The sequence below is a fragment of the Rahnella victoriana genome (assembly GCF_021276285.1).
GTDB classification, from domain to species: domain Bacteria; phylum Pseudomonadota; class Gammaproteobacteria; order Enterobacterales; family Enterobacteriaceae; genus Rahnella; species Rahnella victoriana.
This window is the reverse complement of the sequence record NZ_CP089919.1, coordinates 2,496,241-2,520,205: the sequence shown is the minus strand read 5'-3', so window position 1 is coordinate 2,520,205 and position 23,965 is coordinate 2,496,241. Positions and strand designations below refer to the sequence as shown.

Below are 23,965 nucleotides of genomic sequence, written 5' to 3'. Positions count from 1 at the left end.
AAATGATAATCATTATCCATAACATGCGGGCAGCGTCCCGCTATGGAAAATGAGGATCCCCATGAACAAGTTTTTACTTCTGGCTATTCTGGCACTGACCGCCTGCTCCACCGCTCCCCGCCATGCCGCAAGCCCTGCGGCTGCGCCGGACGGCATGATTACCGATTTACGCACCGGCGAAACCCTTTCCCCCGCGCAGTTACTCAGCAAACTGGCGTCTGAACCCCGCGTGATCGTCGGCGAAAAACACAACAACCCGGCACATCATCAGATCGAAAACTGGCTGGTGCAGAGCCTGCCGTCGGTACGGCCCCAGGGCAGCGTGCTAATGGAAATGCTGACGCCGGATCAGCAGCCGAAAGTGGATCAGGTAAAAGCCTGGCTGCGAACCGGGCCGGACGCCCGCCCTGCCCGTGTCGCAGAATTGATCAACTGGCAAAAAAGCTGGGACTGGTCGATGTATGGCGATGTGGTGATGACGGCCATGAAAGCGCCGTATCCGCTGCTTTCTGCCAATCTGGATCGCCGTGAGATCATGGCGTTCTATGAAAATCCGCAGTTCCCGTCAGGCACCCATTCTGCGCATCCGCATGTACGCAACGCCATCAGCGAGACCATCCGAACTTCTCACCAGCAAAATATCGGCGAAGAACAACTGCACGCCATGCTGGCAATCCAGCAACAACGTGACCGCCGGATGGCAGAGCGCCTTCTGGCTGCCCCCGCTCCGGCATTACTGATCGCTGGCGGTTATCACGCAGGCAAAAGTATCGGCGTGCCGGTGCATGTGAAAGATCTGAACCCCGCCGCCTCCGTCACCGTACTGCTGCTGGCGGAACAGGGCGTGCGTGTGGATAAATCACAGGCCGATTATGTCTGGATCACACCGGCAGTCGCCGCTAAATCCACAACAAAATAACCCTTAAGTTATTGTGACCATTGAAATAAAAGTGTGGAGAAACTGAAAGTTTCTTGTAAAGAGCCATTACAAATGATTACTATTATCAAATAATATTGAATCTCATTATCATTTTAATGGACTAAATGACCACTCACTCCCTTCCCGCTGCTCCGGCTGCCGCTGCGTTTGTCTTACGCCCTCAGCGCCGGACGGTGGGGCTGATATTGTCACTGCTGATACATGGCGCGCTGGCCGCATTTTTACTGTGGTCAGCCCCCGCGCAGCCGCCCGCTGAGCTGCCGCCACCGGCGGTGATGGTGACGCTCTCCGCCACTATCGAAAACAATCAAACCACCAAACCGCTGCCCGTTGGCATTCAGCAGGCGGTGGATTCGGCGGCGTCCAGCAAACAGGAAATGACCCCGCAGTTACAGAAAAACATCACGCCGCCGGTGGATGAAAGCGCGGAAATCAAGCTGGTTCAGCAACACAAAAAACCGAAGGAACAGCAAAAGCGGCCGAGGCCGGTACAGAAAACGCAGGCGCGTCAGCAGGATCCAACCCGCGCCTCGGCAGCCAGCGCCGCCGCCCCGCCGGTGACGGCAGCGGTTTCCGATAAAATCGCCGCCCCGATGAACAGCGATTCGTCACAAACCCGCGACGCCAAAGTGACCTGGGAAACGCAGGTCAAAGTGCAGCTCAACCGGCTGAAGAAATACCCGCCGGACGCCATTTCGCGTCACCGCACCGGCGTCGCACTGGTGGCTTTTGTGGTTGATCAACGCGGCGAGGTGATCAGCAGCCGGTTAGTAAAATCCTCCGGCACGATGTCGATGGATACCGAAGCACTGGCCGTCTTACAACGCGCCAGCCCGCTGCCGCAACCGCCGGGCGAGATGCTGAAAGCCGGTCAGGTGCCGGTGACCATGCCGCTGGAATTCACCCTGAGCGGCGCAAACCGCCGCAAGTCTTAACGGAATACCTATGACGCTTTCACGATTAATGACGCTGCTGACGGCGGGAATGCTCTTTACCTGCGCAACCGCCACCGCACAGCCGGTGCCGCCGGTTGCCGAAAAACATCCGCATATTTTGCAGATGGCCGGAGACAGCCGGACGGACAATTATTACTGGCTGCGCGATGACCGCCGTCAGGATCCGAAGGTCCTGAATTATCTGCGTGCGGAAAATCACTACAGCGCCCAGGTGATGTCCGGCTGGGCAGCATTAACCGACACCCTGTATCAGGAAATGCGCGCCCGTCAGGGTGAGCAGACCGAATCCGTGCCGTATGAACTGCGCGGTTATCGCTATCAGCAACGTTATCTGCCGGGCAAAGAGTACGCGCAATATCTGCGTCAGCCGGTCAGCGGCAACGTGGTCTGGCAGACGCTGGTGGACGCCAGCCAGCGCGCGGCCGGGCACACCTATTATCAGTTTGGCGGGCTGGAAATCAGTACCGACAATCAGCAGATGGCCGTCGCCGAAGATACGCAGGGACGCCGCCAGTACAGCATCAGCCTGCGCAATCTCACTACCGGCCTCTGGCAGAACGATGTGCTGCAAAACACCTCGGGAAATATGCAGTGGTCGGCGGACGGTCAGTCGCTGTTTTATATCCGCAATCATCCGCAGACGCTGATGCCGTATCAGGTTTTCCGTCACAAGACCGGCACGCCAGTGTCTCAGGATGCGCTGGTGTATGAAGAAAAGGACGGCGGATTTTATCTCGGTCTTTCGCGCACCGCCTCTGACGATTATCTGATGATCGTCAGCAGCGGCAGCACGTCTTCCGAGGTGCGGCTGATCCCTGCCGGTGAACCGCTGGCCGCCCCGCAGTTGTTCGCTGCCCGCCGTCCGGGTGTCGAATATTATCTGGATCATTATCGCGGTCAGTTTTACATCCGCTCCAATTTGCACAGCCCGCATTTTGGATTGTATGAAACGCAATCCGCCGGTACGCCTTGGCAGACGCTGATTGCACCAAATCCGCAGCGGGATCTGGAAAACTTCGCCCTGTTCCGTCATCAGCTGGTGCTGCAAATCCGCGGTCAGGGACGCGTTCAGCTGGAAATGATTGACTGGAAAAGCGGACAAACACGCAATGTGGTGTTTGACGAAGAAAGTTACATGGCGTGGCTCGGTTCAAACCCGACGCCTGACACCGACAAACTGCGCTACGGCTATTCATCGATGACCACGCCGACGCGCATTTATGAATGGGACATGTCCAGCGGCACCCGCACGCTGTTGCAGGAAAAACCGGTGGAAGGCGTTAATCCGGCGAATTACGCCAGCCAGCGGCTGATGATCACCGCGCGCGACGGCGTACAAGTGCCGGTTTCACTGGTGTACCGCAAATCGTTGTTCCGCAAAGGCCACAATCCGCTGCTGGCGTACGGCTACGGCGCCTACGGCATGAGTATGGATCCGGCGTTTGGCGCCAGCCGCATCAGCCTGTTAGATCGCGGATTTGTCTTTGCCCTGATCCACGTCCGTGGCGGTGGCGAACTGGGTCAGCAATGGTATCAGCAGGGCAAACTGGAGAATAAAGCCAATACCTTCAATGACTTTATTGATGCCACGCACGCCCTGACGCAGCAAGGTTTCGGCCAGCCCGGACGGCTATACGCCATAGGCGGCAGCGCAGGCGGCCTGCTGATTGGCGCGGTGATCAATCAGGAACCGGCCCTGTTTCACGCGGTGGTGGCGCAGGTGCCTTTTGTCGATGTGCTGACCACCATGTCGGATCCGACCCTGCCGCTCACCGAAGGCGAATATCAGGAATGGGGAAATCCGGCAGAGCCTGAGGCTTATCAACGCATCAAAGCATACAGCCCATATGACAATGTGCATCCGGCGGCCTATCCGAACTTACTGGTCACCGGCGGATTATTTGATTCACAGGTGCCGTACTGGGAACCGGCGAAATGGGTCGCCCGTTTACGCACCGTGAATCAGGGACCGTCACTGATTTTACTGACCACCGAAATGGCGGCCGGGCATGGCGGGAAATCAGGCCGTCTGAACCGGCTTAAAAATACCGCGCAGGAATACAGTTTTATTATTCAGATGGACAAAAATAATAATCATAAAAACAACAATAATAACCGCACCCCCGCTTTGTAATTTATTGGAACGCAATACTGAGCAATAAAAATTAAAAATAAAGCCTCCTGAGGGAATATGAAAAACAACCTTTTAACCGGCATGCTCAGTGCCGGTTTAGTGCTGGCCGCACCGCTGGCATTTGCTGACACCACCACAGAAACAGAAAATAAAGAAACCGTGACGTTCAGCCCGCTGAACGTCTCGGCCGATAAACTCAGCAGTGAACATGAGGCGATGGCCAAACCCGGCGCATTCAGTTCACGCGGGGAAAATACCAACCTGCAATCTACTGATTCGGTGCTGCGCAGTATGCCTGGCACCTTCACGCAAATTGACCCGGGCCAGGGCACGGTAGACGTCAATATTCGCGGTATGTCCGGCTTTGGCCGCGTCAACACCATGATCGACGGCGTCACACAAAACTTCTACGGTTCTTCGGTGCCGGGCGGCATTTCGCACGGCTCCACCAGCAGCGCGTCCGGCGCGTTAATCGATCCGAATTTCCTGGTCGGCATTGATGTGTCACGCGGCACCAGCGCCGGTTCGGCGGGCGTCAACGCCTTAGCGGGCAGCGCCAACCTGCGTACCCTCGGCGTGGACGACGTGATTTTTTCCGGCAATCCGTTTGGCATCCGTACCCGCTTCTCGGCCGGTAACAACGGTATTGGCGAAAGCGGCATGGTGGCCGTCGCCGGGAAAACCGATGCGTTCACCGACACCGGCAGCTTCGGCATCATGGCGGCGATCAGCGGCAGTTCCATCGACGCGCAGTTTAAAAATGGCGACGGCCAGAGCAGCAGCGATTTCGGCTACGAAAAAAGTTACCGTCAGAATCCAAAATCCCAGTTAGTGAAAGTGGATATTAAGCCCGATGAATTTAACAGCGTCGAATTATCCGGCAGGCATTACGGCAATAAATTTACCCAGCGTGATATCACCAGCGACGACTTTTATCTGAAATATCATTACGCGCCTTTCTCCGAGCTGATTGATTTTAATTTAATGCTCAGCACCAGCCGCGGAAATCAGAAATACGATAACAACACGCTGTATACGTTTTATAACACCGAGGCCAGCAACCAGTCAGACGCTATTGATATTAACAACACCTCGCGCTTTGTCTTTGCCGGAACAGATATCGCCTGGAGTTACGGCAGCAAAATCATGCGCAATAAGTACGACAAAGATATCAACAGCAATGCCTGGTCTGAAGATAATCCCGACGCGGGTCAGCAGTCGATTGAGAACAATACGTTCCAGCCTTCCGGCAAGCAGGACGTTTACAGCCTGTACACCGGTCTGGAGCTGAAACGCGGCATCTGGAAAGGTAATTTTGATCTCAACTACAGCTATTACGATCTCAGCGGCTATAAACCGGCATGCGATCCGCGCGTTACCTGCTTCCCGCAGGGCGGTCAGAATATCAGCCTGACCGAAGACGGGTTTAATCCGTCCATGATGCTCTCGGCGGAGATCCGCCCGTGGTTCGAACCGTTCGTCAGTTACAGCAAATCGATGCGCGGCCCGAACGTGCAGGAAGTGTTTTTCTCTAACTCCGGCGGCGCATCGATGAATCCGTTCCTCAAAGGCGAGCGGGCGGAAACCTATCAAATCGGTTTTAACTCCGCAGCGGGTAATCTGTTATTTGAAGAGGATTCCCTGCGCCTGAAAGCCCTCTATTACACCAGCAAAATCAAAAACTATATCTACAGCGATTCCTTTATGGTGTGCCGCAATGGGCGTAAATGCAGCATCGGCGAGAACCTGCAAAACGACTGGGACGACGCCAGCGAAGACTATTCCGATAACATGTATATCTACGTTAATTCCCTGTCACCGGTGCGCACGCACGGCGTCGAGATCGAAGCGGAATACGATACCGGCCGGGCCTTCACCCGGCTCTCTTTCAGCAAGGAGCACACCAACCAGCCGACGTCGATTGCTACCGGTTCGTTTGGCGTCGGCAACATCAACGAACTGCCGGAAATGTATTTCACCGTCGACACCGGCGTGCGTTTTCTTGATGAAAGCCTGACCGTCGGGACGCTGGTGAAATACACCGGAAAAACCCGCCGCACCTCGCCGGATCAGAATTTCAACGAAACCACCGGCGCGCTGGAAAACGAAGACATGCCGGATATTCCGACGATTATCGACCTCTACAGCACCTATGAAATTAACCGTAATCTGATGCTGAAATTCTCGGTACAGAACCTGATGGATAAAGATTATTCAGAAGCGCTGAATAAACTGAATTCGATGTATGGTCAGAATGACCCCAGCATGGCGGTGAATACCGCGCGCGGCAGAACGTATCTTGTGGGTGGCGAAATGCGTTTCTGATCCACGCCTGACCGGGTAAAACAGAAACAAAAAGGCCACGCCGGATATTTTCCGCGTGGCCTTTTTGTTTACAACGGCAGGATTACGCCGCCGCTTTGACCGCTTTCTTCGCCGCACGACGGAAAGTGATCACACACAGCACGAAGCCGATAGCGCCCAGTCCGCCCGCCGCCAGCGGGACCGTGCTCAGCCCCATTCCGCGTTCAATCACCGCGCCGCCAACCCAGGCCCCCAGTGCATTACCGACGTTAAACGCCGCAATGTTCAGGGTGGACACCAGATTTGGCGCGTTTTTACCGTAGGTCACCACGTTAACCTGTAACGCCGGTACCGCCGCGAAATTCACCATCGCCCAGATAAACAGGGTGATTTCCGCCGCCACCAGATGCACGCTGGTATAGCTGAACAGCACGGAGAATATGGCGATCATCAGGAACGTCATGGTCAGCGAAATACCGAGACGCCAGTCCGCCAGACGCCCGCCCAGCACGTTACCGATGGTCAGACCGAGGCCGATCAGCAGCAGCGTCCAGCTGACGCCGTGCTCAGATACGCCGGTGATTTGCGTCAGGATCGGCGCGATATAAGTGAACAGCGCAAACATCGCCGCCGCAAAGAAAATGGTGATCGACAGCGACAGCCACAACCCCAGACTGCCCAGCGCCCGGATTTCCTTACGCAGGTCGGTCGGCTCTTCTTCTTTCTTATCCGGCAGCTTTTTATACAGCGCGAACAGCGACGCCACGCCAATCACCGCCACCACCCAGAAGGTGGAACGCCAGCCGAAAGCCTGGCCGAGCGCGGTACCGAGCGGCACGCCCAGCACGTTAGCCAGCGTCAGGCCGGTAAACATCAGCGCCACCGCTGAAGCACGACGGTTCGGTGCCACCAGACTGGCCGCCACCACCGCGCCAATGCCGAAGAAGGCACCGTGACACAGCGCGGTAATGACACGCGACAGCATCAGGAAGCCGTAACTGTACGACAGCGCGCACATCACGTTGCCGACGATAAAAATACTCATCAGCAGTAGCAGCGTTTTCTTACGCGGCAGTTTTGCGGTCAGCACGGCCATGATCGGCGCGCCGATCGCCACGCCCAGGGCGTATCCGCTGATTAACCAGCCAGCAGAAGGAATACTGACATTCAGATCCCCCGCCACGTTGGGGAGCAACCCCATAATGACGAATTCAGTGGTACCGATGGCAAACGCGCTGAGCGCCAGTGCCAGGAGTGCGACGGGCATAAAAACTCCGGATTTTATCGTTATGAGTAAAGTCTCCGGCATTGGGCCGGACTGGCTTAAATACCACGTTGATCACACTTTTGACCAGACGCAGTCTGTGCCCTTGCTGTCTGAAAATCCGTCAGGATCGGGATTAATCTTTACATAACAATACATTGCAAAGAATGCGGTAAATACTGAAAAGGGACCGATTCCAGCCAGATGCGGGCTGCGGCGAGTCAGCGTTTTTCTTCCTGCAACGACAGCCAGCGCGGATGACCGGCAAACCACGCCACCAGAAAATCGAGCAGCGCACGCAACGCCGCTGGCATTTGCCGCCGCGACGCATAAATCGCGTAAATCCCCATTTCCTGCGGCTGCCAGCCGCTGAGTAAAGCGACAAGCTGGCCGCTGGCGATCAGCGGCGCGGCTGAGTAATAAGGCTGCATCACGATCCCCGCGCCTTCGACCGCGCCGGTCAGCAACACCAGCGATTCATTGGCGCTGAGATTTCCGCTCACCGGAATGGCGACCTGTTCCCCCTGCCGTTCAAACTGCCACAGGCTTTTGCCGAACCAGGTGTACGTCAGGCAATTATGCACCGCCAGATCCTGCGGATGCTGCGGCGTACCCTGCGCGGCCAGATACGCCGGAGAGGCGCAGACGACCGACGGACACAGCGCCAGTGGCCGGGCGATCAGGTTCGGATCCAGATCATTGGTAATACGCAGCGCCAGATCGATACGGTCTTCCACCAGATTGACCGCCCGGCTTTCCAGTTGCAGATCGATACTCACCTGCGGATGGCGACGTAAAAACTCGCTGACCGCAATCACCACCGCGCCCTGCCCGAAAGACTGCGAGCAACTCAGGCGCAGCATTCCGCGCAACGCTTCATCGCCGGTGTCCGCCACGCTGCCCATTTCCGCCGCCACCGACAGCATTTTCCGGCAACGTGCCAGCGTATTTTCGCCCGCATCCGTCAGGCTGAGTTTGCGGGTGGAACGGTGCAGAAGACGCGCGCCCGACCACTTTTCCATTTCCGCCAGATAACGTGTGACCATCGCCCGCGACATGTTCAGCGACTCGGCAGCATTGATCATGCTTCCCCGTTCAACGATGGCAACAAACACTTGTGCAGCGGTAATTCTGTCCATGATTCGTCCGGTTTATGCAACAAACAGTTGCGCATTATCCGGTTTTTCCCGCGGATTATGCAACGTACAGTAGAGGCTGACTGAATGTGATTATTTATGCCCCTGAGGAAAACCCATGCATCTGAAACATCTGACCCTGATCGCCGCCCTGCTGGGCAGCAGCCTGTCCGCTCACGCAGCAAGTGCGCTGAAAATGGACGTATATAACCCCGGTGAAAAAAGCGTTTTCCCGGTGTCGTCGGAAATCATTACCGGTGAAAAAGACGCGGTGCTGATCGACGCGCAGTTCCAGCGCAATGACGCCGAAAAACTGGTGGAGATGATCAGGGCGACCGGCAAGAAACTGACCACCGTGTACATCAGCCAGTCCGATCCGGATTTCTACTTCGGGCTGGATGTCATTCATGCCGCCTTCCCGGACGCCAAAATCGTCGCCACGCAGGCCACCGTCGACCAGATTAACGCCAGCAAAGACGACAAGCTGGCGTTCTGGGGATCGCAGTTAAAAGACAACGCGCCAGCATCGGTAGTGGTACCGGAGCCGCTGAAAGGCAACACATTTGAACTGGAAGGCCATAAGTTTGAGATCCAGGGCGTAGACAAAGACCGGACGTTTGTCTGGATCCCGTCGCTGAAAGCGGTAGCCGGTGGTGTGCTGGTCAATGGCAACAACATGCACGTCTGGACCGCAGATACGCAAACGCCAACCTCGCGTAAACAGTGGGTAGAAGCACTGGATGAAATTGCCGCTCTGAAACCGGAAACCGTGGTGCCAGGTCATTATCTGCCGGGCGCGCCGAAAACGTTGGAATCGGTGAAATTCACCCGCCAGTATCTGCTGACGCTGGAAAAAGAATTACCGAAAGCGAAAGATTCCGCCGCGCTGATCGCCGCCATGAAAAAACATTATCCGCAACTGAAAGATGACTCTTCATTAGTGCTGAGCGCGAAAGTATTGAAGGGCGAAATGAAGTGGCCACAGTGAATATAATTTTTTAATAATTAAAAACGCATCAAGGCAGAAACTCTCCTGCCTTGATTTTATTTTTAGAAATTTAAGAAACCAGCCAGATAATAAAAATCACTCAGTTATAAAAAATATTTTCTATAAAACCACTTAAATCATTTTTAGTCACATCATCCCTTCATTGAACACTCGCGGCTCTCATAATAAACTCCTGCGGCCCAACCCAAAAAGGTCAATATCTGCTGCTATTCAGCCAGAGGATGTACCTTATCTAATTAATAAAGGATTATTATGAACTGGTATTTAAAGGCATTAAAAAACTACGCTAATTTTTCTGGTCGCGCCCGGCGCAGAGAATATTGGTGGTTCGTGTTATTCAATATTCTTATTTCAATTGGCGTGAGCATTATTGCCATGATGTTTGGTGATGAATATTTAACGTCTTTGCTTTACTCATTATTCATTTTCCTTCCCAGCCTGGCATTAGCCGTGCGTCGTAATCACGATGCAGGATACAGCGGCTGGTGGGTGCTGTGCCCGATTTTCAATTTTATCCTGATGTTCTTTGAAAGCGATCCGGAGGATAACCGCTTCGGCCCTTATGTGGTGGAACCTAAGGCGTAATAACGCAAAGAATTTTCGCCTGCCACTCTGACCGTTCATTTTGGCAAAAGTGTGTTGCGCCTCACGCAGCACCCGTTATACTGTTGCGTGAGGCGCAACACGCAGGATACTTCCGATGATTAAGGATTTTAAACATAAAGGACTGCGCCGGTTTTTCACTTCGGGTTCAACCGCAGGCATTAATGCGGAACACGCAAAAAAACTCAGACTCAGGCTTGCCACCCTCCATTCGGCTCAGGCTGTTCAGGATATTGACCGGCCTGGCTATTTGTTGCACGCCCTCGCGGGTTCGCGAAAGGGGGAATGGGCAATAACGGTCTCTGGCAACTGGCGTCTTACCTTTGAATTTATCGATGGAAATGCTTACATCGTCAATTATGAGGATTATCACTGATGAATATGCATAACCCCCCCCACCCCGGTGAGCTTATTGCAGAAACGCTTGAGGAACTGAATGTCAGTGTGCGTGAATTTTCCCGCGCACTGCACATAGCGCCCTCTACTGCACAGCGTATTGTGAGCGGGAAGATGGCAGTGACACCGGAAATGGCGGTAAAGCTCGCGGCCGTGCTGGGCAGTTCTGCCGAATATTGGCTGAATCTGCAAGCAAACCGCAGTTTATGGATTGCGGAACAAACCGTCGATATTAGCGGATTACACCGACTGGCAATGACGTTAAAACCCGCCTGAGGCGGGTTAGTTATAATGAGCAAAACTTACGGCGTCACCCGCACAAACTCGCCTTCGGCGCGCACGTTGTGGCCGAAACCGCAGTCATTCAGGGTGTGCAAGTTAACGCTCTGCGGGGCGAAGTTCATCTCCACGCTGCATTCACCGCCACCGGCGGAGGCGTCGTCGGTTTCATGATAGACGGCGTGATTGTCTTTAATCGCCGTGACGACTGAAAACTCACCGATATTCGGGCCGTAATACAACGACATCTGCCCCATATACAGTCCGCTGAAATCGATTTTAAACTGCGCTTCTTCCGCTTTGACCTCCAGCAGATTCCAGCTGCCGAAACCGGCGTATTGCCAGTAAAGCCCGGCAGGACTTTGCGACGGCGGCATGGCATCCAGTTTTGGCTGGATCAGACTCAGGTTGTATTGTGATTTTTTGTCAGCAGGCGCCAGCATCAGCCAGGCTTTGGCTTTCAGCAGATCGCCCTGCTTAATGTAGGTCAGCGCGATGTTGTTGTAGGCCGTGGCGATCTGGTCCTGCGGCTTGTGACAAAACTCGCTCCATGCCACCTGATTGCGGAAAATTTCCCGCGCTTTGCCCATATCGCCCTGCGAATAAGCCACTTTGCCGGCAGACGCATAAATGCCTGCTTTGACACAGTCGGCTTCAATATCAGGTTCATCAATCTGAGCAAACGCCTGAACACTGGCAAAACATCCTGCCACCAGCAGTAAATTCACTGCGACTTTCATCAAACATCCTTCTACTTTTGTGGTCTACAGAGCTTCGTGCTGGAAAAACATCCTTACAAGTGGCTCATTGCCCTATCGCACTGAGGCACTCATTCTGGGATGATTGGATTCACAACATATCGATTACACATGGCTATTATGACTAAAATTCCTGGGAAATCGGCGCAATGGGGCGCCGTCTGGCAGTTAATTAAGCCTTACTGGCGCTCAGAAGAAAAGTGGCGTGCCTGGGGCATGTTGACCACGATCATCATCCTTTCGCTGGCCGGTGTATACCTCAGCGTGCAGTTTAACGAATGGAACCGCGTTTTTTATGACGCGCTGCAAAACAGAAACTATCCGGTTTTCAAAGCCCAGCTGTGGAAATTTACCTGGCTGGCGCTGCTGTTTATCGTGATTGCCATCTACCGTGTCTACCTGACGCAGGGCCTGCAAATGAGCTGGCGGCGCTGGATGACCGAAGAGTATATGGAGAAGTGGCTGACCAATCACGCCTATTATTACACGGAGTACCAGCATCAGGTGGATAACCCCGATCAGCGTATTTCCGACGACCTGAATGCCCTGACCAGTGGAACCCTGTCTCTGGTACTCGGCCTGCTGTCGAGCGTGGTCACGCTGTTCTCCTTCGTGTTTATTTTGTGGTCGATCAGCGGACCGCTGAACTTTATGCTGGCAGGCCATCATGTTGAAATCCCCGGCTATATGCTGTGGTTCGCGCTGCTGTATGCCGCCATCGGTTCCTTCATTATCTGGTATATCGGTAAGCCGCTGGTAAAACTCGGATTTAATCAGGAATGGTTCGAGGCGAACTTCCGTTTTGGCCTGATCCGTATCCGCGAAAACAGCGACGCTATCGCGCTGTATCACGGTGAGAAAAACGAGCACGACCAGCTGACCGGCAAGTTTGAATCCATCAAAACCAACTGGTGGTCAATCATGCGCGTGACCCGTCGCCTGAACGTGGCCTCCAACTTTTATGCGCAGTTTGCCAACATCTTCCCGATCCTGGTGGCATCGCCGCGCTATTTCTCCGGCGCGATCCAGATGGGTGCGCTGATGCAGATTTCCTCGGCGTTCGGTCAGGTACAGGGCGCGTTGTCCTGGTTTATCGATGCCTTTACCGATCTGGCGAACTGGAAAGCCACCGTTAACCGTCTGGCCGGTTTTAATGCGGCCATCGATCAGGTGAACGCTCAGCCGCGTGGGATCCGCGTCGGTAAGAGTGCGGAACATGCCCTGCAACTCGATAAGCTGACGCTGAACCTGCCGAACGGCAATCCGCTGTTCTGCGATATTTCTGCGGCAATGAAACCGGGCGAACGTGTGCTGATCGCCGGGCCTTCCGGCTGCGGTAAATCCACCCTGCTGCGCGCCATTGCCGGTATCTGGCCGTACGGTTCGGGCAATATTGCGCTGGCGGAAGGCAAGCGTTATCTGTTCCTGCCGCAGCGCAGTTATATCCCGATTGGTACCTTGCGCGACGCGCTGAGTTACCCCGATGCCAGCCGCGAATATACCGATGAACGTCTGCAGGAAGTGCTGACGCAATGCCGTCTGCCGCATCTGGCGGCGGTAGAAATTCTGGATGATTACGCCAACTGGAGCCAGCGCCTGTCGCCGGGTGAACAACAGCGTCTGTCCTTTGCCCGCGCCCTGTTGATCAAACCGGATACGCTGTTCCTCGACGAAGCCACCAGCGCACTGGATGACGAAACCGAGCAACAGGTATACGCTCTGCTGCTGAGTGAATTGCCGGAAACCTCGGTCATCAGCGTGGCGCACCGTAATTCGGTCGCGAAATACCATCAGCACTGCTGGCGGTTCAGGAATCAGGAAAACGGTCCGTGCGGATTCACCTCAAGCCCGTTGATGCCTGAATAACGCCTGACCTACAGCGGTCGCGTGGAAATGCAGAAAGGTTGCTGATGTCAGCAACCTTTCTTTTTTGTGTGCTGAAACCCATTTCGGACAGAAAATCAACGGCCTGATTGGCTCAAATGTATAGCCGTCTATACAATTATTCTTAAGGTATTTTTTAGGGAACGGAGGTCAGGTTTGATGAAGATAGATAAAAACTCGTTCACACCGCTTTACCTGCAGATTGAGCAGCAACTGACCGAAAAAATCAGTGCAGGCGACATCAGACCCGGTGACCCGATCCCGACCGAAGCGGCACTGTGTGAGATTTATGGCGTGTCCCGCATGACCGCGCGTAAAGCCGTGGATTATCTGGTGCGTCAGGGGCGTGTGGCCCGGTTTCGCGGCCGCGGCACCTTTGTGGTCGAACCGCCAAAACAGCAGAAGATCATCCTGCCTCTCGACCGGCATCTGACCGCCAGCGAAGTGGCACAGGAAAGTAACCAGCGGATTGAAAATCAGGTGCTGGAATTTCGCCGATTGCCCGCCAGTGAAGAGATCGCCCGCGAGCTGAACATTGCCGCCGGCACCGAAGTCTATTTTATGATCCGCCTGCGACTGCTGGGCGATGAGCCGTTTGTTTACGAGCAATGCTGGATGATGTGCGACCGCTTTCCGGATATCACCCGCGCCGCCATGACATCGTCAAAGTACGCGTATATCCGCTCAAAAGGTTTTCAGCCCGCAGGCAGCACCAAACTGATTTCGGCAGAACTGCCGTCCAACGAAATCCGTCTCGCACTCAACCTGTCCCGCGACCAGCCGGTGCTGCATTCTCATGCCATCGTCTCGTTCACCGACGGCACGCTGTTCGAAGTCTCTGATGTCTATTACAACCAGAAAAACTATGGCTTCAGCGTCCATGCCAAAGTCAAAAGCTGACGGCCGTCAGGCGATGCCCGACAACTCCGCTTTCACCAGATTCGCCACCTGTTCGACCTGCGGGCCGTAAATCACATGGATGTCCGTGTCGGTGATGCGCTTGACGCCTGCCGCGCCGGTTTTCATTAATGTGCCATCCTGCACCTGCGTCATATCTTTCACCTTCACGCGCAGACGGGTGAAACAGCAATCCACCGCCGTGATATTCCCCTCGCCGCCCAGCCCGATGATGATATTTTTGGTTTTTTCGCCCGTCCCCTGCGCCGGTTTCGCGCGTTCTTCCGCATCGTTTTCGTCTTCACGCCCCGGCGTTTTGATCTGCATCCGCAGGATCACCCAGCGGAAAGTGAAGTAATACAGCGGCGCATAGATCAACCCGAGGATCAGCGGATACCACCAGTGTGTACGGCTGCCGCCAAGCACGCCGAAGATCAGGAAGTCGATCGCCCCGCCCTGTACGTTACCGATCATCACATGCAGCATCTGCATCAGCACAAACGACAACCCGGTCAGCACCGCATGCAGGATATACAGCACCGGCGAGACGAAAATAAAGCAGAACTCCAGCGGTTCCGTGATCCCGGTGGTAAACGACGCCAGCCCGCCCGCCAGCATCAGGGCTTTCACGCGGCCTTTATGTTCCGGCCGCGCGCAGTGATACATTGCCAGTGCCGCTGCCGGTAAGCCGAACATCATCACCGGAATTTTCCCCTGCGCCAGGAAACGCGTTGCCTGCTGCGTGACCGCATCGGGGATCATCCCCGGATTCGCCAGCGCGGCGTTGAAGATATTCAGCGCGCCGACAATGCTCTGGTTATCGACCGTGGTCACCCCGCCGATCGGCGTGAAGCGCACGGTTTCATTGATGATGTGATGCAATCCGGTCGGGATCAGCAAGCGTTCAGACGTGGCATAAATAAAGGTACCGATCTCCCCCGTGCGGCCGATCAGCTCGCCGATCCACTGGATCCCCTGCGCGATGGCAGGCCAGATCAGCGACAGCAACACACCGACGATCGGCAGCACCAGCACGGTAATGATCGGCACAAAACGACGACCGCCGAAAAACGCCACCGCCGTTGGCAGCACGATGGTGTAAAACCGGTTATGCAGCCACATGGTGATCAAACCGACCAGCACCCCGCCCAGCACGCTCATGTTGTAGGTGAAAATCCCCAGCGTGTTGGTGAACTCGGCGGCATAAATCATCGCGTCGCTTTCCGTCATGCCTTTGGCTGTGAGTCTGGCGACCGTGATGGTTTCCGGCGTAATCCCCTGCGCCAGCAGACTGTAATTCACCCCAACGTGCAGCCCGACAAAGCCGATCACGGCGGAAAAGGCCGCAGTGGCCTTCTCTGCATTGGCCAGCCCCATGGCGGTCGCGACAGCAAAGAACAGTGGCAGGTTGGCGAACAGCGCCCCGGATACCTGACGGATAAAGCCGATCACCAGCTGCAATGTTTTCATCTGCGTGAAGGCTTCACCCGTGACCGCCGGGTTCTGCAATGCGGCTGCCAGACCTAAGAAAATCCCGGCGGCGGCAATCACCGAGATAGGCGTCATCAGGGCTTTACCCAGATCGTGAACCTTGCTGCCAAGTTTTATCATCTGTCTTCCCTCAGTTCGCTGGCTAAAAATAAGCCGATAATTGAGTTAAGTCACAGAATGTATAGTTGTATAGACATAGCAGTCAGGAGTATGAAAGGGATCACAGTTTTGCCGGGGAAAAACGGATTGGTGCAGCAGGCGAAAAAAAGCCCACATCGGACTGTGGGCACGGGGGTTGCAACTGGCCGTCGTTCAGAACGGCTGGCAACAAGCAAATGTGAGAACTGCTCGCTCTCGGGCCTTAAGGTAACGGCAGTCGCCCGGATCCTTCAGCCTTTTCTGGTAAGCAGCAGGTTAAAATGTATAAATATGTTTGATCTGCATCACAGTTTTTTAACACCTAACAATTCATTCACTTTTAGAATATTCCGCTGATAATTATTCTTAGGGTCTATTAATTAGTTTACTAAGTAATGACTTTACGATCCTATCTCACTGCACGAAAAGATTAAAACCTCATAATAACAAGGGATTATACAGCAACATTCTCCTCATATTTTGAAACATCGAAACATGGGTGATGACAAAATCCTGACACAGAGAACTCAGGCGCTCTCGTATAGTGGAGGACTTGTTGAGAATGGTTATTCTCAATTCCCCAAAAAGAGTGAATTCTATGCGCCTGAAGTTACTTTCTGTCAGTACAGTTGTACTGCTTTCCGCATGTGATGGTTCCGCCGGTTCTGCTGCCCCGGCAGCGCAGGTGCCTGCGGTAAATGTCGTGACGTTACACAGCCAGCCCGTAACCCTGACCACCCGACTGCCCGGCCGCACCACCGCCGTGCGCAGCGCGGAAGTCCGCCCGCAGGTTAACGGCGTGATCCAGAAACGCCTGTTTGTGGAAGGCAGCGAGGTCAAAGCCGGTCAGCAGCTTTATCAGATTGATCCGTCCACCTATCAGGCGGCTTTCGATCGCGCGATGGCGACCTGGAAAAGCGCCGATGCCACTGCCCGCCGTTACAAACCGCTGGTGGATGCTCAGGCCGTCAGCCGTCAGCAATATGACGATGCCGTCGCCGCCGAGCGCGAAGCCGCCGCCGATGTCGAAACTGCCCGCGTAAACCTGCAATACACTAAAGTGTACGCGCCGATTTCCGGTCACATTGGCCGCTCGCTGTATACCGAAGGGGCGCTGGTGACCAGCGGCCAGACCGCGTATCTGACCACTATCGATCAGCTCAATCCTATCTATGTCGACGTCAACGAATCCTCGCAGGATTTACTGAGACTGCGCCGCGCGCTGGCGTCCGGCAAGTTGCAGTCCGCTGGCGACAACGCCGCGCAGGCCACCCTGACGCTGGAAGATGGCAGCCAATACGCCCTGCCGGGCAAGCTGGAATTCTCTGAAGTCACCGTGTCGCAAAGCACCGGTTCCGTCACCCTGCGCGCCTCGTTCCCGAACCCGCACGACGAACTGCTGCCGGGCATGTTTGTTCACGCTCAGTTGCAACAGGGTGTGGATGACAAAGGCATTCTTGTGCCGCAGGAAGCCATCATGCATGACGTGAAAGGCGCGCCTTATGTCTATGTGGTGAAAGCCGATAACACCGTCGAGCAGCGTTCCGTCACCACCGGCCAGATGATGAACGGCAACTGGTTAGTCAGTCAGGGATTGAACGACGGCGACAAAGTGATCACCGACGGATTACAGAACGTCAGGCCGGGTGCCAAAGTCAACGCCATCGAGCGCAAAGCCAGCGCCCCTGCCGAACAGGCTAATCTCGCGATGACCGATCCTTCCGCGCAATAGGTGAGCTGAATGTCTACTTTCTTTATTAACCGCCCCATATTCGCCTGGGTTGTCGCCATCGTCATCATGATCGCCGGTGCGCTGTCGATCATGAAACTGCCGATCAACCAGTACCCGAATATCGCGCCTCCGGCGATTTCCGTCAGCGTGACTTATCCCGGTGCCTCCGCAGAAACCGCGCAGAACACCGTCGTTCAGGTGATTGAACAGCAACTGAACGGGCTGGATAACCTGCGCTATATCGAATCGCAAAGTAACAGCGACGGCAGCGCCACCATTATTGCCACCTTCGATCAGGGCACTAACCCGGATATCGCGCAGGTTCAGGTCCAGAACAAAGTGTCGCTGGCCGAATCGCAGTTACCGACCGAAGTGGTCAATCAGGGGATCCGAATTGCCAAATATCAGGCCAACTTTATGTTGCTGGTCAGCCTGATTTCCACTGATGGCAAAATGAGTAACTCGGATCTGAGTAACCTGCTGGTCACCAAACTGGAAGACCCGATCGTGCGTACCAAAGGCGTCGGTGACTTCCTGGTGCTCGGTTCAGAATACGCGATGCGTATCTGGCTCGATCCGGCAAAACTGTACAAATATCAGCTGATCCCAAGTGACGTCAGCGCGGCGATTGAAGCGCAAAACGTGCAGGTGTCGTCCGGTTCACTCGGCGGACTGCCGACGGTCAAAGACAGCAAACTCAGCGCCACCATCATCGGTAAAACCCGTTTCGACAGCATTAATCAGTTCAAAAATGTGCTGCTGAAAGTGAACGCCGACGGCTCGCAGGTGCGTCTCAGCGATGTCGGCAACGTGGATCTGGGGCCGGAAAGTTATTCCATCTCCTCCACCTTTAACGGCAGACCGTCCACCGCTATCGCCCTGCGTCTGGCGAGCGGCGCGAACGTGCTGGATACCGATAAAGCCGTGAAAGCCACCGTCGCCGGGCTGGAAGATTCCCTGCCAGCAGGCGTGAAAGTTGAGTTCCCGTATCAGACCGCACCGGTGGTCAGTGCGTCGATTGAAGAAGTGGTGAAAACGCTGATCGAAGCCATCGTGCTGGTGTTCTGCGTGATGTTGCTGTTCCTGCAAAACCTGCGCGCGACGCTGGTTACCACGCTGGTGGTGCCGGTGGTTCTGCTCGGTACTTTCGGCATTCTGGCGGCTGCGGGGTATTCCATTAACACCCTGACCATGTTCGGGATGGTGCTGGCCATCGGCCTGCTGGTGGATGACGCCATCGTGGTGGTGGAAAACGTCGAACGCGTGATGACGGAAGATAAGCTGCCGCCGAAAGAAGCCACCATAAAATCGATGAAACAGATTCAGGGCGCATTGTTTGGTATCGCGCTGGTGCTGTCTGCGGTACTGGTACCGATGGCCTTCTTCGGCGGCTCGACCGGCATCATCTACCGTCAGTTCTCGATCACTATCGTGTCTGCGATGGCGCTCTCCGTGCTGATGGCGCTGATTTTCACCCCGGCGCTATGTGCCACCATCATCCGGCACAACGACGAGGAAAAATCGCAGAAAGGCTTTGCGGGCTGGTTTAACCGTAACTTCGACAAAGGCGCGATGCGCTACACCCGCGCCGTCGGCACGGTGATCTCCCGCCGCCGTCTGTTTATGGGCATCTACCTGCTGATCGTGATCGCCACCGGCTTTATGTTCACCCGCGTGCCGACCACCTTCCTGCCGGATGAAGATCAGGGCGTGATGCTGGTTCAGGCCACCCTGCCCGCCAACGCCTCAGCGGAACGTACCCAGCAGGTGCTGGATAACGTGCGTGAATACCTGATGACGCAGGAAGGCGGCATTGTTTCCTCGGTGTTCACCGCCAACGGTTTCAGCTTCGCCGGTCGCGGTCAGAACGTCGGGATTGCCTTCGTGCAGCTGAAAACCTGGGCGAAACGTCCGGACGCCGCGCAGAAAGTTCAGGCGCTGGCCGGTCGTGCGATGGCGCATTTCGCCACCATCAAAGACGCCCGCGTGTTTGCTTTCGTGCCGCCAGCGGTAATGGAACTGGGGAACGCCACCGGTTTCGACTTCTTCCTGCAGGACACCAACGGCAAGGGGCATGAGGCGCTGATGGCCGCGCGTAACCAGTTCCTGCAACTGGCGTCGCAGGATAAACGTCTGACCGCCGTGCGCCCGAACGGCATGGAAGATGAGCCGCAATATCAGCTCGAAATCGACGATGAACGCGCGCAGGCGCTCGGGCTGAGCCTCGACGACATCAACAACACCTTGTCGGCGGCCTGGGGTTCGGCGTATGTGAACCAGTTCATGTACAACAACCGCGTGAAGCGCGTTTACATCCAGGGCAAGGCGGCATCCCGCGTCACGCCTGAAGATCTGAACAACTGGTATTTCCGTAACTCCAGCGGCGACATGGTGCCGTGGAGCGCCTTCGGCAGCGGCAAATGGGTCTACGGTTCACCGCGCTACGAGCGTTTCAACGGCGTGTCATCCGTCGAACTGATGGGCGCACCGGCACCGGGTTACAGCTCGGGGGACGCCAACGACGCAGTGATGGAAATCGCGGCCAAACTGCCACCGGGTTACAAAGTGGCATGGCACGGCCTGAGCTATGAAGAAAAACTTTCCGGCTCACAGACGCCAGCGCTTTACAGCCTGTCGATCATCGTGGTGTTCCTGTGTCTGGCGGCGCTGTACGAGAGCTGGTCGATTCCGTTCTCCGTCCTGCTGGTGGTGCCACTGGGGATCTTAGGCACCATCGGCGCCGTGCTGCTGCGCGGGCTGTCGAATGACGTCTTCTTCCAGGTCGGCCTGTTAACCACCGTCGGGCTGGCGGCGAAGAATGCCATATTGATTGTCGAGTTCGCCAAAGAGCTGCATGAGAACGAAGGCATGTCGGTGACGGAAGCGGCGATCGAAGCGGCCAAGCTGCGTATCCGGCCGATCATCATGACCTCGATGGCCTTCATCCTCGGCGTATTCCCGCTGACGATTTCCAGCGGCGCGGGCGCGGGCAGCCAGCACTCCATCGGTACCGCCGTGGTTGGCGGGATGATTACGGCGACCTTCCTGGCGATCTTCTTCGTCCCGATGTTCTACGTGACGATTGTGAATTTGTTCACCCGCAAATCGAAAAAACAAGAGAAGGCGCTTCCGGCGTCTGAGGCAACACACCATGAATAAACCGCATTTCGCGCTGTCGCTTATCGGCGCGTTTTCACTCACCCTGCTGGCGGGCTGTACGATGGAGCCGGATTATCAGCGTCCTGCGCTGCCGGTCGCCAGCCACTGGGACGGTGCCCACACCGCCGCCGCGCAGGATATCGGCTGGAAGGCGTTCTTCAATGAACCGGCGATGAATCAGCTGATTGGCATGTCTCTCGGGAACAACCGCGACCTTCGGGTCGCGGCGTTAAACGTCGATACTGCCCGCGCAGCCTTCCAGATTGACCGCGCCGCGCTGCTGCCGACGCTCGACGCCAGCGCCGGTGAAACCAACCAGCATCTGCCGGGCGGACTGTATTCGACACAAAGCACCGGGCCGGTGACCTATCAGCAATACAGCGCCAATCTCGGCGTGACGTCCTATGAAGTGGATCTGTTTGGCCGCGTGCGCAGCCTGCGTGATCAGGGTCTGGAAACCTTCCTGGCGACAGAGGCGACGCAGCGCGCGACGCAAATCTCGCTGGTGTCTGAAGTGGCTTCCGGCTACCTGAGCCTGGCGGCGGATAACGATCTGCTGAAACTGGCGATCAGCACCGCCGACAGCCAGAACAAATCCTACGAACTGACCAAACGCAGCTACGATTCCGGCATCAGCACCTCGCAGGATCTGGTGCAGGCCGAAACCACGGTACGCGCGGCACAGGCCGATATCGCGCAATATACGCGTCAGGTTCGTCAGGATGTGAACGCGCTGACGCTGCTGGTCGGCACCACCATTCCGCAGAATTTGCTGGCGAACGCCACCCTGCAACAGGACTGGAAATTCCCGCAGACACCGGCCGGATTACCCTCTGATCTGCTGACCCGTCGTCCGGACATTATTGCCGCGGAACATACGCTGAAAGCGGCTAACGCCAATATCGGCGCAGCGCGTGCGGCGTTCTTCCCGAGCATTACGCTGACCGGCACCGCCGGTTCCGAAAGCGGCAGCCTGAGCAAACTGTTCGACGGCGGCACCGGCGCGTGGTCATTTATGCCATCCATAAACATCCCGATCTTCGACGGCGGCGTGAATCAGGCCAATCTCGACATCGCAAAAGACACTAAGAAAATTGATATAGCCAATTATGAGAAAGCGATTCAGACGGCGTTCAAAGAAGTGTCCGACGGCTTAGCCGGACAGGCGACTTACAAAGACGAATTGCTGGCCCGCCAGCAGGACGCCGACGCCAACCAGCGCAACTACGATCTCTCGCAGATGCGCTTCAAAGGCGGAGTCGACAACTACCTGAGCGTACTGGTCGCGCAACGCTCCCTCTATTCTGCTCAGCAAACGCTGATCACCACCCAGCTTGCCCAACTGAATCAGGACATCAGTTTGTATAAAGCATTAGGGGGCGGCTGGAAGGAGTGATTTTTGAGTAAATGGAAACGCCGACGGAAGTCGGCGTTTTTGTTTTCAAGCCGGAGAGACCTTATCCCGCCACATATTCATCGCAGAATCTTCTTCACCAGCTCTCCCCGCGCATCAAAATAACGGCTCGGCCAGATCACGCTCGGATGCACATCCAGCGCCTGTGCAATCACCTTCTCCCCTTTCGGCCATGACCGCGACAGCGCATTCGATAGCGTCGAAGAACTCAATCCCACACTGCGCGATACCGCTGCCAGCGTCGTACCCCGTTTACGCAATGCCGCAATGATGTCTGCCTGATGCCAGTCGGTGTAATTTTGTGCTTTGTTCATGGAGGCTCCTTTCCTGAGTGATGAGTAAATAAAACGTCTACACAGGAAGAGTAAACCGGGAGAAAAATTATTCCAAAACGGGATAAAACCAGATGAATAGTGATCAGGTCATTGATAGATAAGATGAAATGTAATATTGATGAGATAGCTGACTAAATACTGATAAAAAATTATTTTGGTGGGAATTTTAACTCCGTGTAGCCATTAATACCCCACCCCAGCCCTCCCCTTCGCAGGTTAGGGAGCCGACCGAGTTTCTACTCCAACCCCTGCAACAGAGGCGGGAGCCGATCGAGCTTTTAACTCCTCCCCCTGCGAAGGGGGAGGTTGGGAGGGGGTATTACAAATAAAATCAGAAAGTTAATATTGTCTTCCGTCGTGCTATTTCACATCGCAAATGTTCAAGAACCTCAGGTAATTCCTGCATAACCTGAAGATTCGTAAACCGGATAACTTTCATTCCTGAATCACAAAGAAACTCCGTTCTGATTTCATCCGCCACTTTCCCAGTTTCACTGAAATGACTTTCACCATCAAGCTCAACAACAAGCGAAATTTCCGGGGCGTAAAAATCCACGATATAGCGTCCGATCCCATGCTGACGGCGAAATTTAACACCCAGCGCTTTGCCACGAATCGCCTGCCATAAAACAAACTCTGGATAGGTCAGATTTCCCCGCAAATCCTTGCGTAATTCTTTCTGTTTTGAAACGTTGAACATGTCACACCGAGTTGTCTTTAATACCCCCACCCAACCTCCCCCTTCGCTGGGGGAGGAGCCGTACTGAGAGTATCTGCAAATGCGGCGATAATATTTTTCTCACACTATTGCTGCGGCCTTTATTCCAATCTTTTTAATATTCCCTCATTTTCGCCCGCCGTCACATTTGCTAATTATTCATTATTGGTTGTGGAGAGTTTTTGAGTAAAAGAAACGCCGCCGGAAGTCGGCGTTTTGTTTCAAGCAGGAGAAACCTTATCCCGCCACATATTCATCGCAGAATCTTCTTCACCACTCCCCCCGCGCATCAAAATAACGGCTCTGCCAGCGTCGTACCCCGTTTACGCAATGCTGCAATGATGTCTGCCTGATGCCAGTCGGTGTAATTTTATGTTCTGTTCATGGAGGATCCTTTCCTGAGTGATGAGTAAATAAA

Annotated in this window: 19 protein-coding genes and 1 pseudogene; 13 read left to right on the top strand and 7 right to left on the bottom strand. The window is 55.0% G+C overall.

Annotation, left to right across the window (positions count from 1 at the left end; translation table 11 throughout):
• Positions 1-61: 61 nt before the first annotated feature.
• The 4 genes from J9880_RS11660 (at position 62) to J9880_RS11645 (ending at position 6,355) form a co-directional block, all read left to right on the top strand.
• Positions 62-919 carry a ChaN family lipoprotein gene (locus J9880_RS11660; protein ID WP_232769360.1) on the top strand — a complete coding sequence of 286 codons (858 nt, stop codon included), beginning with the start codon at positions 62-64 and terminating at the stop codon, positions 917-919.
• Positions 920-1,044: 125 nt separating this feature from the next.
• Positions 1,045-1,875 carry a cell envelope integrity protein TolA gene (locus J9880_RS11655; RefSeq protein WP_232769359.1) on the top strand — a complete coding sequence of 277 codons (831 nt, stop codon included), beginning with the start codon at positions 1,045-1,047 and terminating at the stop codon, positions 1,873-1,875.
• A gap of 10 nt (positions 1,876-1,885) precedes the next feature.
• On the top strand, positions 1,886-4,030 hold the full coding sequence (locus J9880_RS11650) for a S9 family peptidase (RefSeq protein ID WP_232769358.1): 2,145 nt from the start codon (positions 1,886-1,888) through the stop codon (positions 4,028-4,030).
• Between the two features lie 57 nt (positions 4,031-4,087).
• A complete protein-coding gene (locus J9880_RS11645) occupies positions 4,088-6,355 on the top strand; it encodes a TonB-dependent receptor domain-containing protein (RefSeq protein WP_232769357.1) in 2,268 nt (755 codons plus the stop codon).
• 82 nt (positions 6,356-6,437) lie between these two features.
• Here J9880_RS11645 and J9880_RS11640 read toward each other — a convergent pair whose 3' ends face one another.
• The gene (locus J9880_RS11640) at positions 6,438-7,601 is read right to left on the bottom strand and encodes an MFS transporter (protein WP_119822850.1); all 1,164 of its coding nucleotides are present in this window, start codon (positions 7,599-7,601) and stop codon (positions 6,438-6,440) included.
• A 218-nt stretch (positions 7,602-7,819) separates the two neighbouring features.
• Entirely contained in the window at positions 7,820-8,737 is a 918-nt protein-coding gene (locus J9880_RS11635; RefSeq protein WP_119822857.1) for a LysR family transcriptional regulator, read from the bottom strand.
• Between the two features lie 115 nt (positions 8,738-8,852).
• Here J9880_RS11635 and J9880_RS11630 point away from each other — a divergent pair, with 115 nt between their 5' ends.
• The 4 genes from J9880_RS11630 (at position 8,853) to J9880_RS11615 (ending at position 11,018) form a co-directional block, all read left to right on the top strand.
• Positions 8,853-9,722 carry an MBL fold metallo-hydrolase gene (locus tag J9880_RS11630; RefSeq protein WP_232769356.1) on the top strand — a complete coding sequence of 290 codons (870 nt, stop codon included), beginning with the start codon at positions 8,853-8,855 and terminating at the stop codon, positions 9,720-9,722.
• Positions 9,723-9,995: 273 nt separating this feature from the next.
• A complete protein-coding gene (locus tag J9880_RS11625) occupies positions 9,996-10,328 on the top strand; it encodes a DUF805 domain-containing protein (RefSeq protein WP_232769355.1) in 333 nt (110 codons plus the stop codon).
• Positions 10,329-10,443: 115 nt separating this feature from the next.
• Positions 10,444-10,722, top strand: coding sequence for a type II toxin-antitoxin system RelE/ParE family toxin (locus J9880_RS11620; protein ID WP_095923274.1), 279 nt, complete (start codon positions 10,444-10,446; stop codon positions 10,720-10,722).
• Positions 10,722-11,018, top strand: a complete 297-nt coding sequence (locus J9880_RS11615; protein ID WP_095923275.1) for a HigA family addiction module antitoxin — start codon at positions 10,722-10,724, stop codon at positions 11,016-11,018. The genes J9880_RS11620 and J9880_RS11615 overlap by 1 nt, the downstream gene beginning before the upstream one ends.
• 26 nt (positions 11,019-11,044) lie before the next feature.
• Here J9880_RS11615 and J9880_RS11610 read toward each other — a convergent pair whose 3' ends face one another.
• Complete coding sequence (locus tag J9880_RS11610; protein WP_095923276.1) at positions 11,045-11,761, bottom strand: tetratricopeptide repeat protein; 717 nt, start codon at positions 11,759-11,761, stop codon at positions 11,045-11,047.
• A gap of 129 nt (positions 11,762-11,890) precedes the next feature.
• Here J9880_RS11610 and J9880_RS11605 point away from each other — a divergent pair, with 129 nt between their 5' ends.
• Complete coding sequence (locus tag J9880_RS11605; RefSeq protein WP_119822863.1) at positions 11,891-13,645, top strand: ABC transporter ATP-binding protein/permease; 1,755 nt, start codon at positions 11,891-11,893, stop codon at positions 13,643-13,645.
• Between the two features lie 177 nt (positions 13,646-13,822).
• Positions 13,823-14,563, top strand: a complete 741-nt coding sequence (locus J9880_RS11600; RefSeq protein WP_119822865.1) for a GntR family transcriptional regulator — start codon at positions 13,823-13,825, stop codon at positions 14,561-14,563.
• A gap of 6 nt (positions 14,564-14,569) precedes the next feature.
• Here J9880_RS11600 and J9880_RS11595 read toward each other — a convergent pair whose 3' ends face one another.
• Positions 14,570-16,171 carry a PTS transporter subunit EIIC gene (locus J9880_RS11595; RefSeq protein WP_095923279.1) on the bottom strand — a complete coding sequence of 534 codons (1,602 nt, stop codon included), beginning with the start codon at positions 16,169-16,171 and terminating at the stop codon, positions 14,570-14,572.
• A gap of 616 nt (positions 16,172-16,787) precedes the next feature.
• Between J9880_RS11595 and J9880_RS11590 the strand changes: the two genes are divergently transcribed.
• The 3 genes from J9880_RS11590 to J9880_RS11580 are packed head-to-tail and all read left to right on the top strand — an operon-like array spanning position 16,788 to position 22,476.
• On the top strand, positions 16,788-17,921 hold the full coding sequence (locus tag J9880_RS11590) for an efflux RND transporter periplasmic adaptor subunit (RefSeq protein WP_232769354.1): 1,134 nt from the start codon (positions 16,788-16,790) through the stop codon (positions 17,919-17,921).
• Between the two features lie 9 nt (positions 17,922-17,930).
• On the top strand, positions 17,931-21,080 hold the full coding sequence (locus J9880_RS11585) for an efflux RND transporter permease subunit (protein WP_095923282.1): 3,150 nt from the start codon (positions 17,931-17,933) through the stop codon (positions 21,078-21,080).
• On the top strand, positions 21,073-22,476 hold the full coding sequence (locus tag J9880_RS11580; protein ID WP_232769353.1) for an efflux transporter outer membrane subunit: 1,404 nt from the start codon (positions 21,073-21,075) through the stop codon (positions 22,474-22,476). The genes J9880_RS11585 and J9880_RS11580 overlap by 8 nt, the downstream gene beginning before the upstream one ends.
• Positions 22,477-22,553: 77 nt before the next feature.
• On the opposite strand, the gene J9880_RS11575 is transcribed toward J9880_RS11580, so the two are convergent.
• From J9880_RS11575 to J9880_RS11565, 3 genes and pseudogenes are all read right to left on the bottom strand, one after another.
• Entirely contained in the window at positions 22,554-22,808 is a 255-nt protein-coding gene (locus J9880_RS11575; RefSeq protein ID WP_119822874.1) for a helix-turn-helix domain-containing protein, read from the bottom strand.
• Positions 22,809-23,160: 352 nt separating this feature from the next.
• Positions 23,161-23,529, bottom strand: coding sequence for an endonuclease domain-containing protein (locus tag J9880_RS11570; RefSeq protein ID WP_095925207.1), 369 nt, complete (start codon positions 23,527-23,529; stop codon positions 23,161-23,163).
• Between the two features lie 307 nt (positions 23,530-23,836).
• A pseudogene (locus tag J9880_RS11565) lies at positions 23,837-23,905 on the bottom strand (helix-turn-helix domain-containing protein); the annotation flags it as partial.
• Between the last annotated feature and the right edge of the window lie 60 nt (positions 23,906-23,965).

What these genes read in the sequence shown, in the direction of transcription:
- J9880_RS11615 (WP_095923275.1), top strand. Translation starts at nt 10,722, where the DNA reads ATGAATATGCATAACCCCCCCCACCCCGGTGAGCTTATTGCAGAAACG.
- J9880_RS11580 (WP_232769353.1), top strand. Translation starts at nt 21,073, where the DNA reads ATGAATAAACCGCATTTCGCGCTGTCGCTTATCGGCGCGTTTTCACTC.
- J9880_RS11585 (WP_095923282.1), top strand. Translation starts at nt 17,931, where the DNA reads ATGTCTACTTTCTTTATTAACCGCCCCATATTCGCCTGGGTTGTCGCC.
- J9880_RS11660 (WP_232769360.1), top strand. Translation starts at nt 62, where the DNA reads ATGAACAAGTTTTTACTTCTGGCTATTCTGGCACTGACCGCCTGCTCC.
- J9880_RS11630 (WP_232769356.1), top strand. Translation starts at nt 8,853, where the DNA reads ATGCATCTGAAACATCTGACCCTGATCGCCGCCCTGCTGGGCAGCAGC.
- J9880_RS11635 (WP_119822857.1), bottom strand. Translation starts at nt 8,737, where the DNA reads ATGGACAGAATTACCGCTGCACAAGTGTTTGTTGCCATCGTTGAACGG.
- J9880_RS11645 (WP_232769357.1), top strand. Translation starts at nt 4,088, where the DNA reads ATGAAAAACAACCTTTTAACCGGCATGCTCAGTGCCGGTTTAGTGCTG.
- J9880_RS11655 (WP_232769359.1), top strand. Translation starts at nt 1,045, where the DNA reads ATGACCACTCACTCCCTTCCCGCTGCTCCGGCTGCCGCTGCGTTTGTC.
- J9880_RS11600 (WP_119822865.1), top strand. Translation starts at nt 13,823, where the DNA reads ATGAAGATAGATAAAAACTCGTTCACACCGCTTTACCTGCAGATTGAG.
- J9880_RS11590 (WP_232769354.1), top strand. Translation starts at nt 16,788, where the DNA reads ATGCGCCTGAAGTTACTTTCTGTCAGTACAGTTGTACTGCTTTCCGCA.
- J9880_RS11595 (WP_095923279.1), bottom strand. Translation starts at nt 16,171, where the DNA reads ATGATAAAACTTGGCAGCAAGGTTCACGATCTGGGTAAAGCCCTGATG.
- J9880_RS11620 (WP_095923274.1), top strand. Translation starts at nt 10,444, where the DNA reads ATGATTAAGGATTTTAAACATAAAGGACTGCGCCGGTTTTTCACTTCG.
- J9880_RS11640 (WP_119822850.1), bottom strand. Translation starts at nt 7,601, where the DNA reads ATGCCCGTCGCACTCCTGGCACTGGCGCTCAGCGCGTTTGCCATCGGT.
- J9880_RS11575 (WP_119822874.1), bottom strand. Translation starts at nt 22,808, where the DNA reads ATGAACAAAGCACAAAATTACACCGACTGGCATCAGGCAGACATCATT.
- J9880_RS11605 (WP_119822863.1), top strand. Translation starts at nt 11,891, where the DNA reads ATGGCTATTATGACTAAAATTCCTGGGAAATCGGCGCAATGGGGCGCC.
- J9880_RS11610 (WP_095923276.1), bottom strand. Translation starts at nt 11,761, where the DNA reads ATGAAAGTCGCAGTGAATTTACTGCTGGTGGCAGGATGTTTTGCCAGT.
- J9880_RS11625 (WP_232769355.1), top strand. Translation starts at nt 9,996, where the DNA reads ATGAACTGGTATTTAAAGGCATTAAAAAACTACGCTAATTTTTCTGGT.
- J9880_RS11650 (WP_232769358.1), top strand. Translation starts at nt 1,886, where the DNA reads ATGACGCTTTCACGATTAATGACGCTGCTGACGGCGGGAATGCTCTTT.
- J9880_RS11570 (WP_095925207.1), bottom strand. Translation starts at nt 23,529, where the DNA reads ATGTTCAACGTTTCAAAACAGAAAGAATTACGCAAGGATTTGCGGGGA.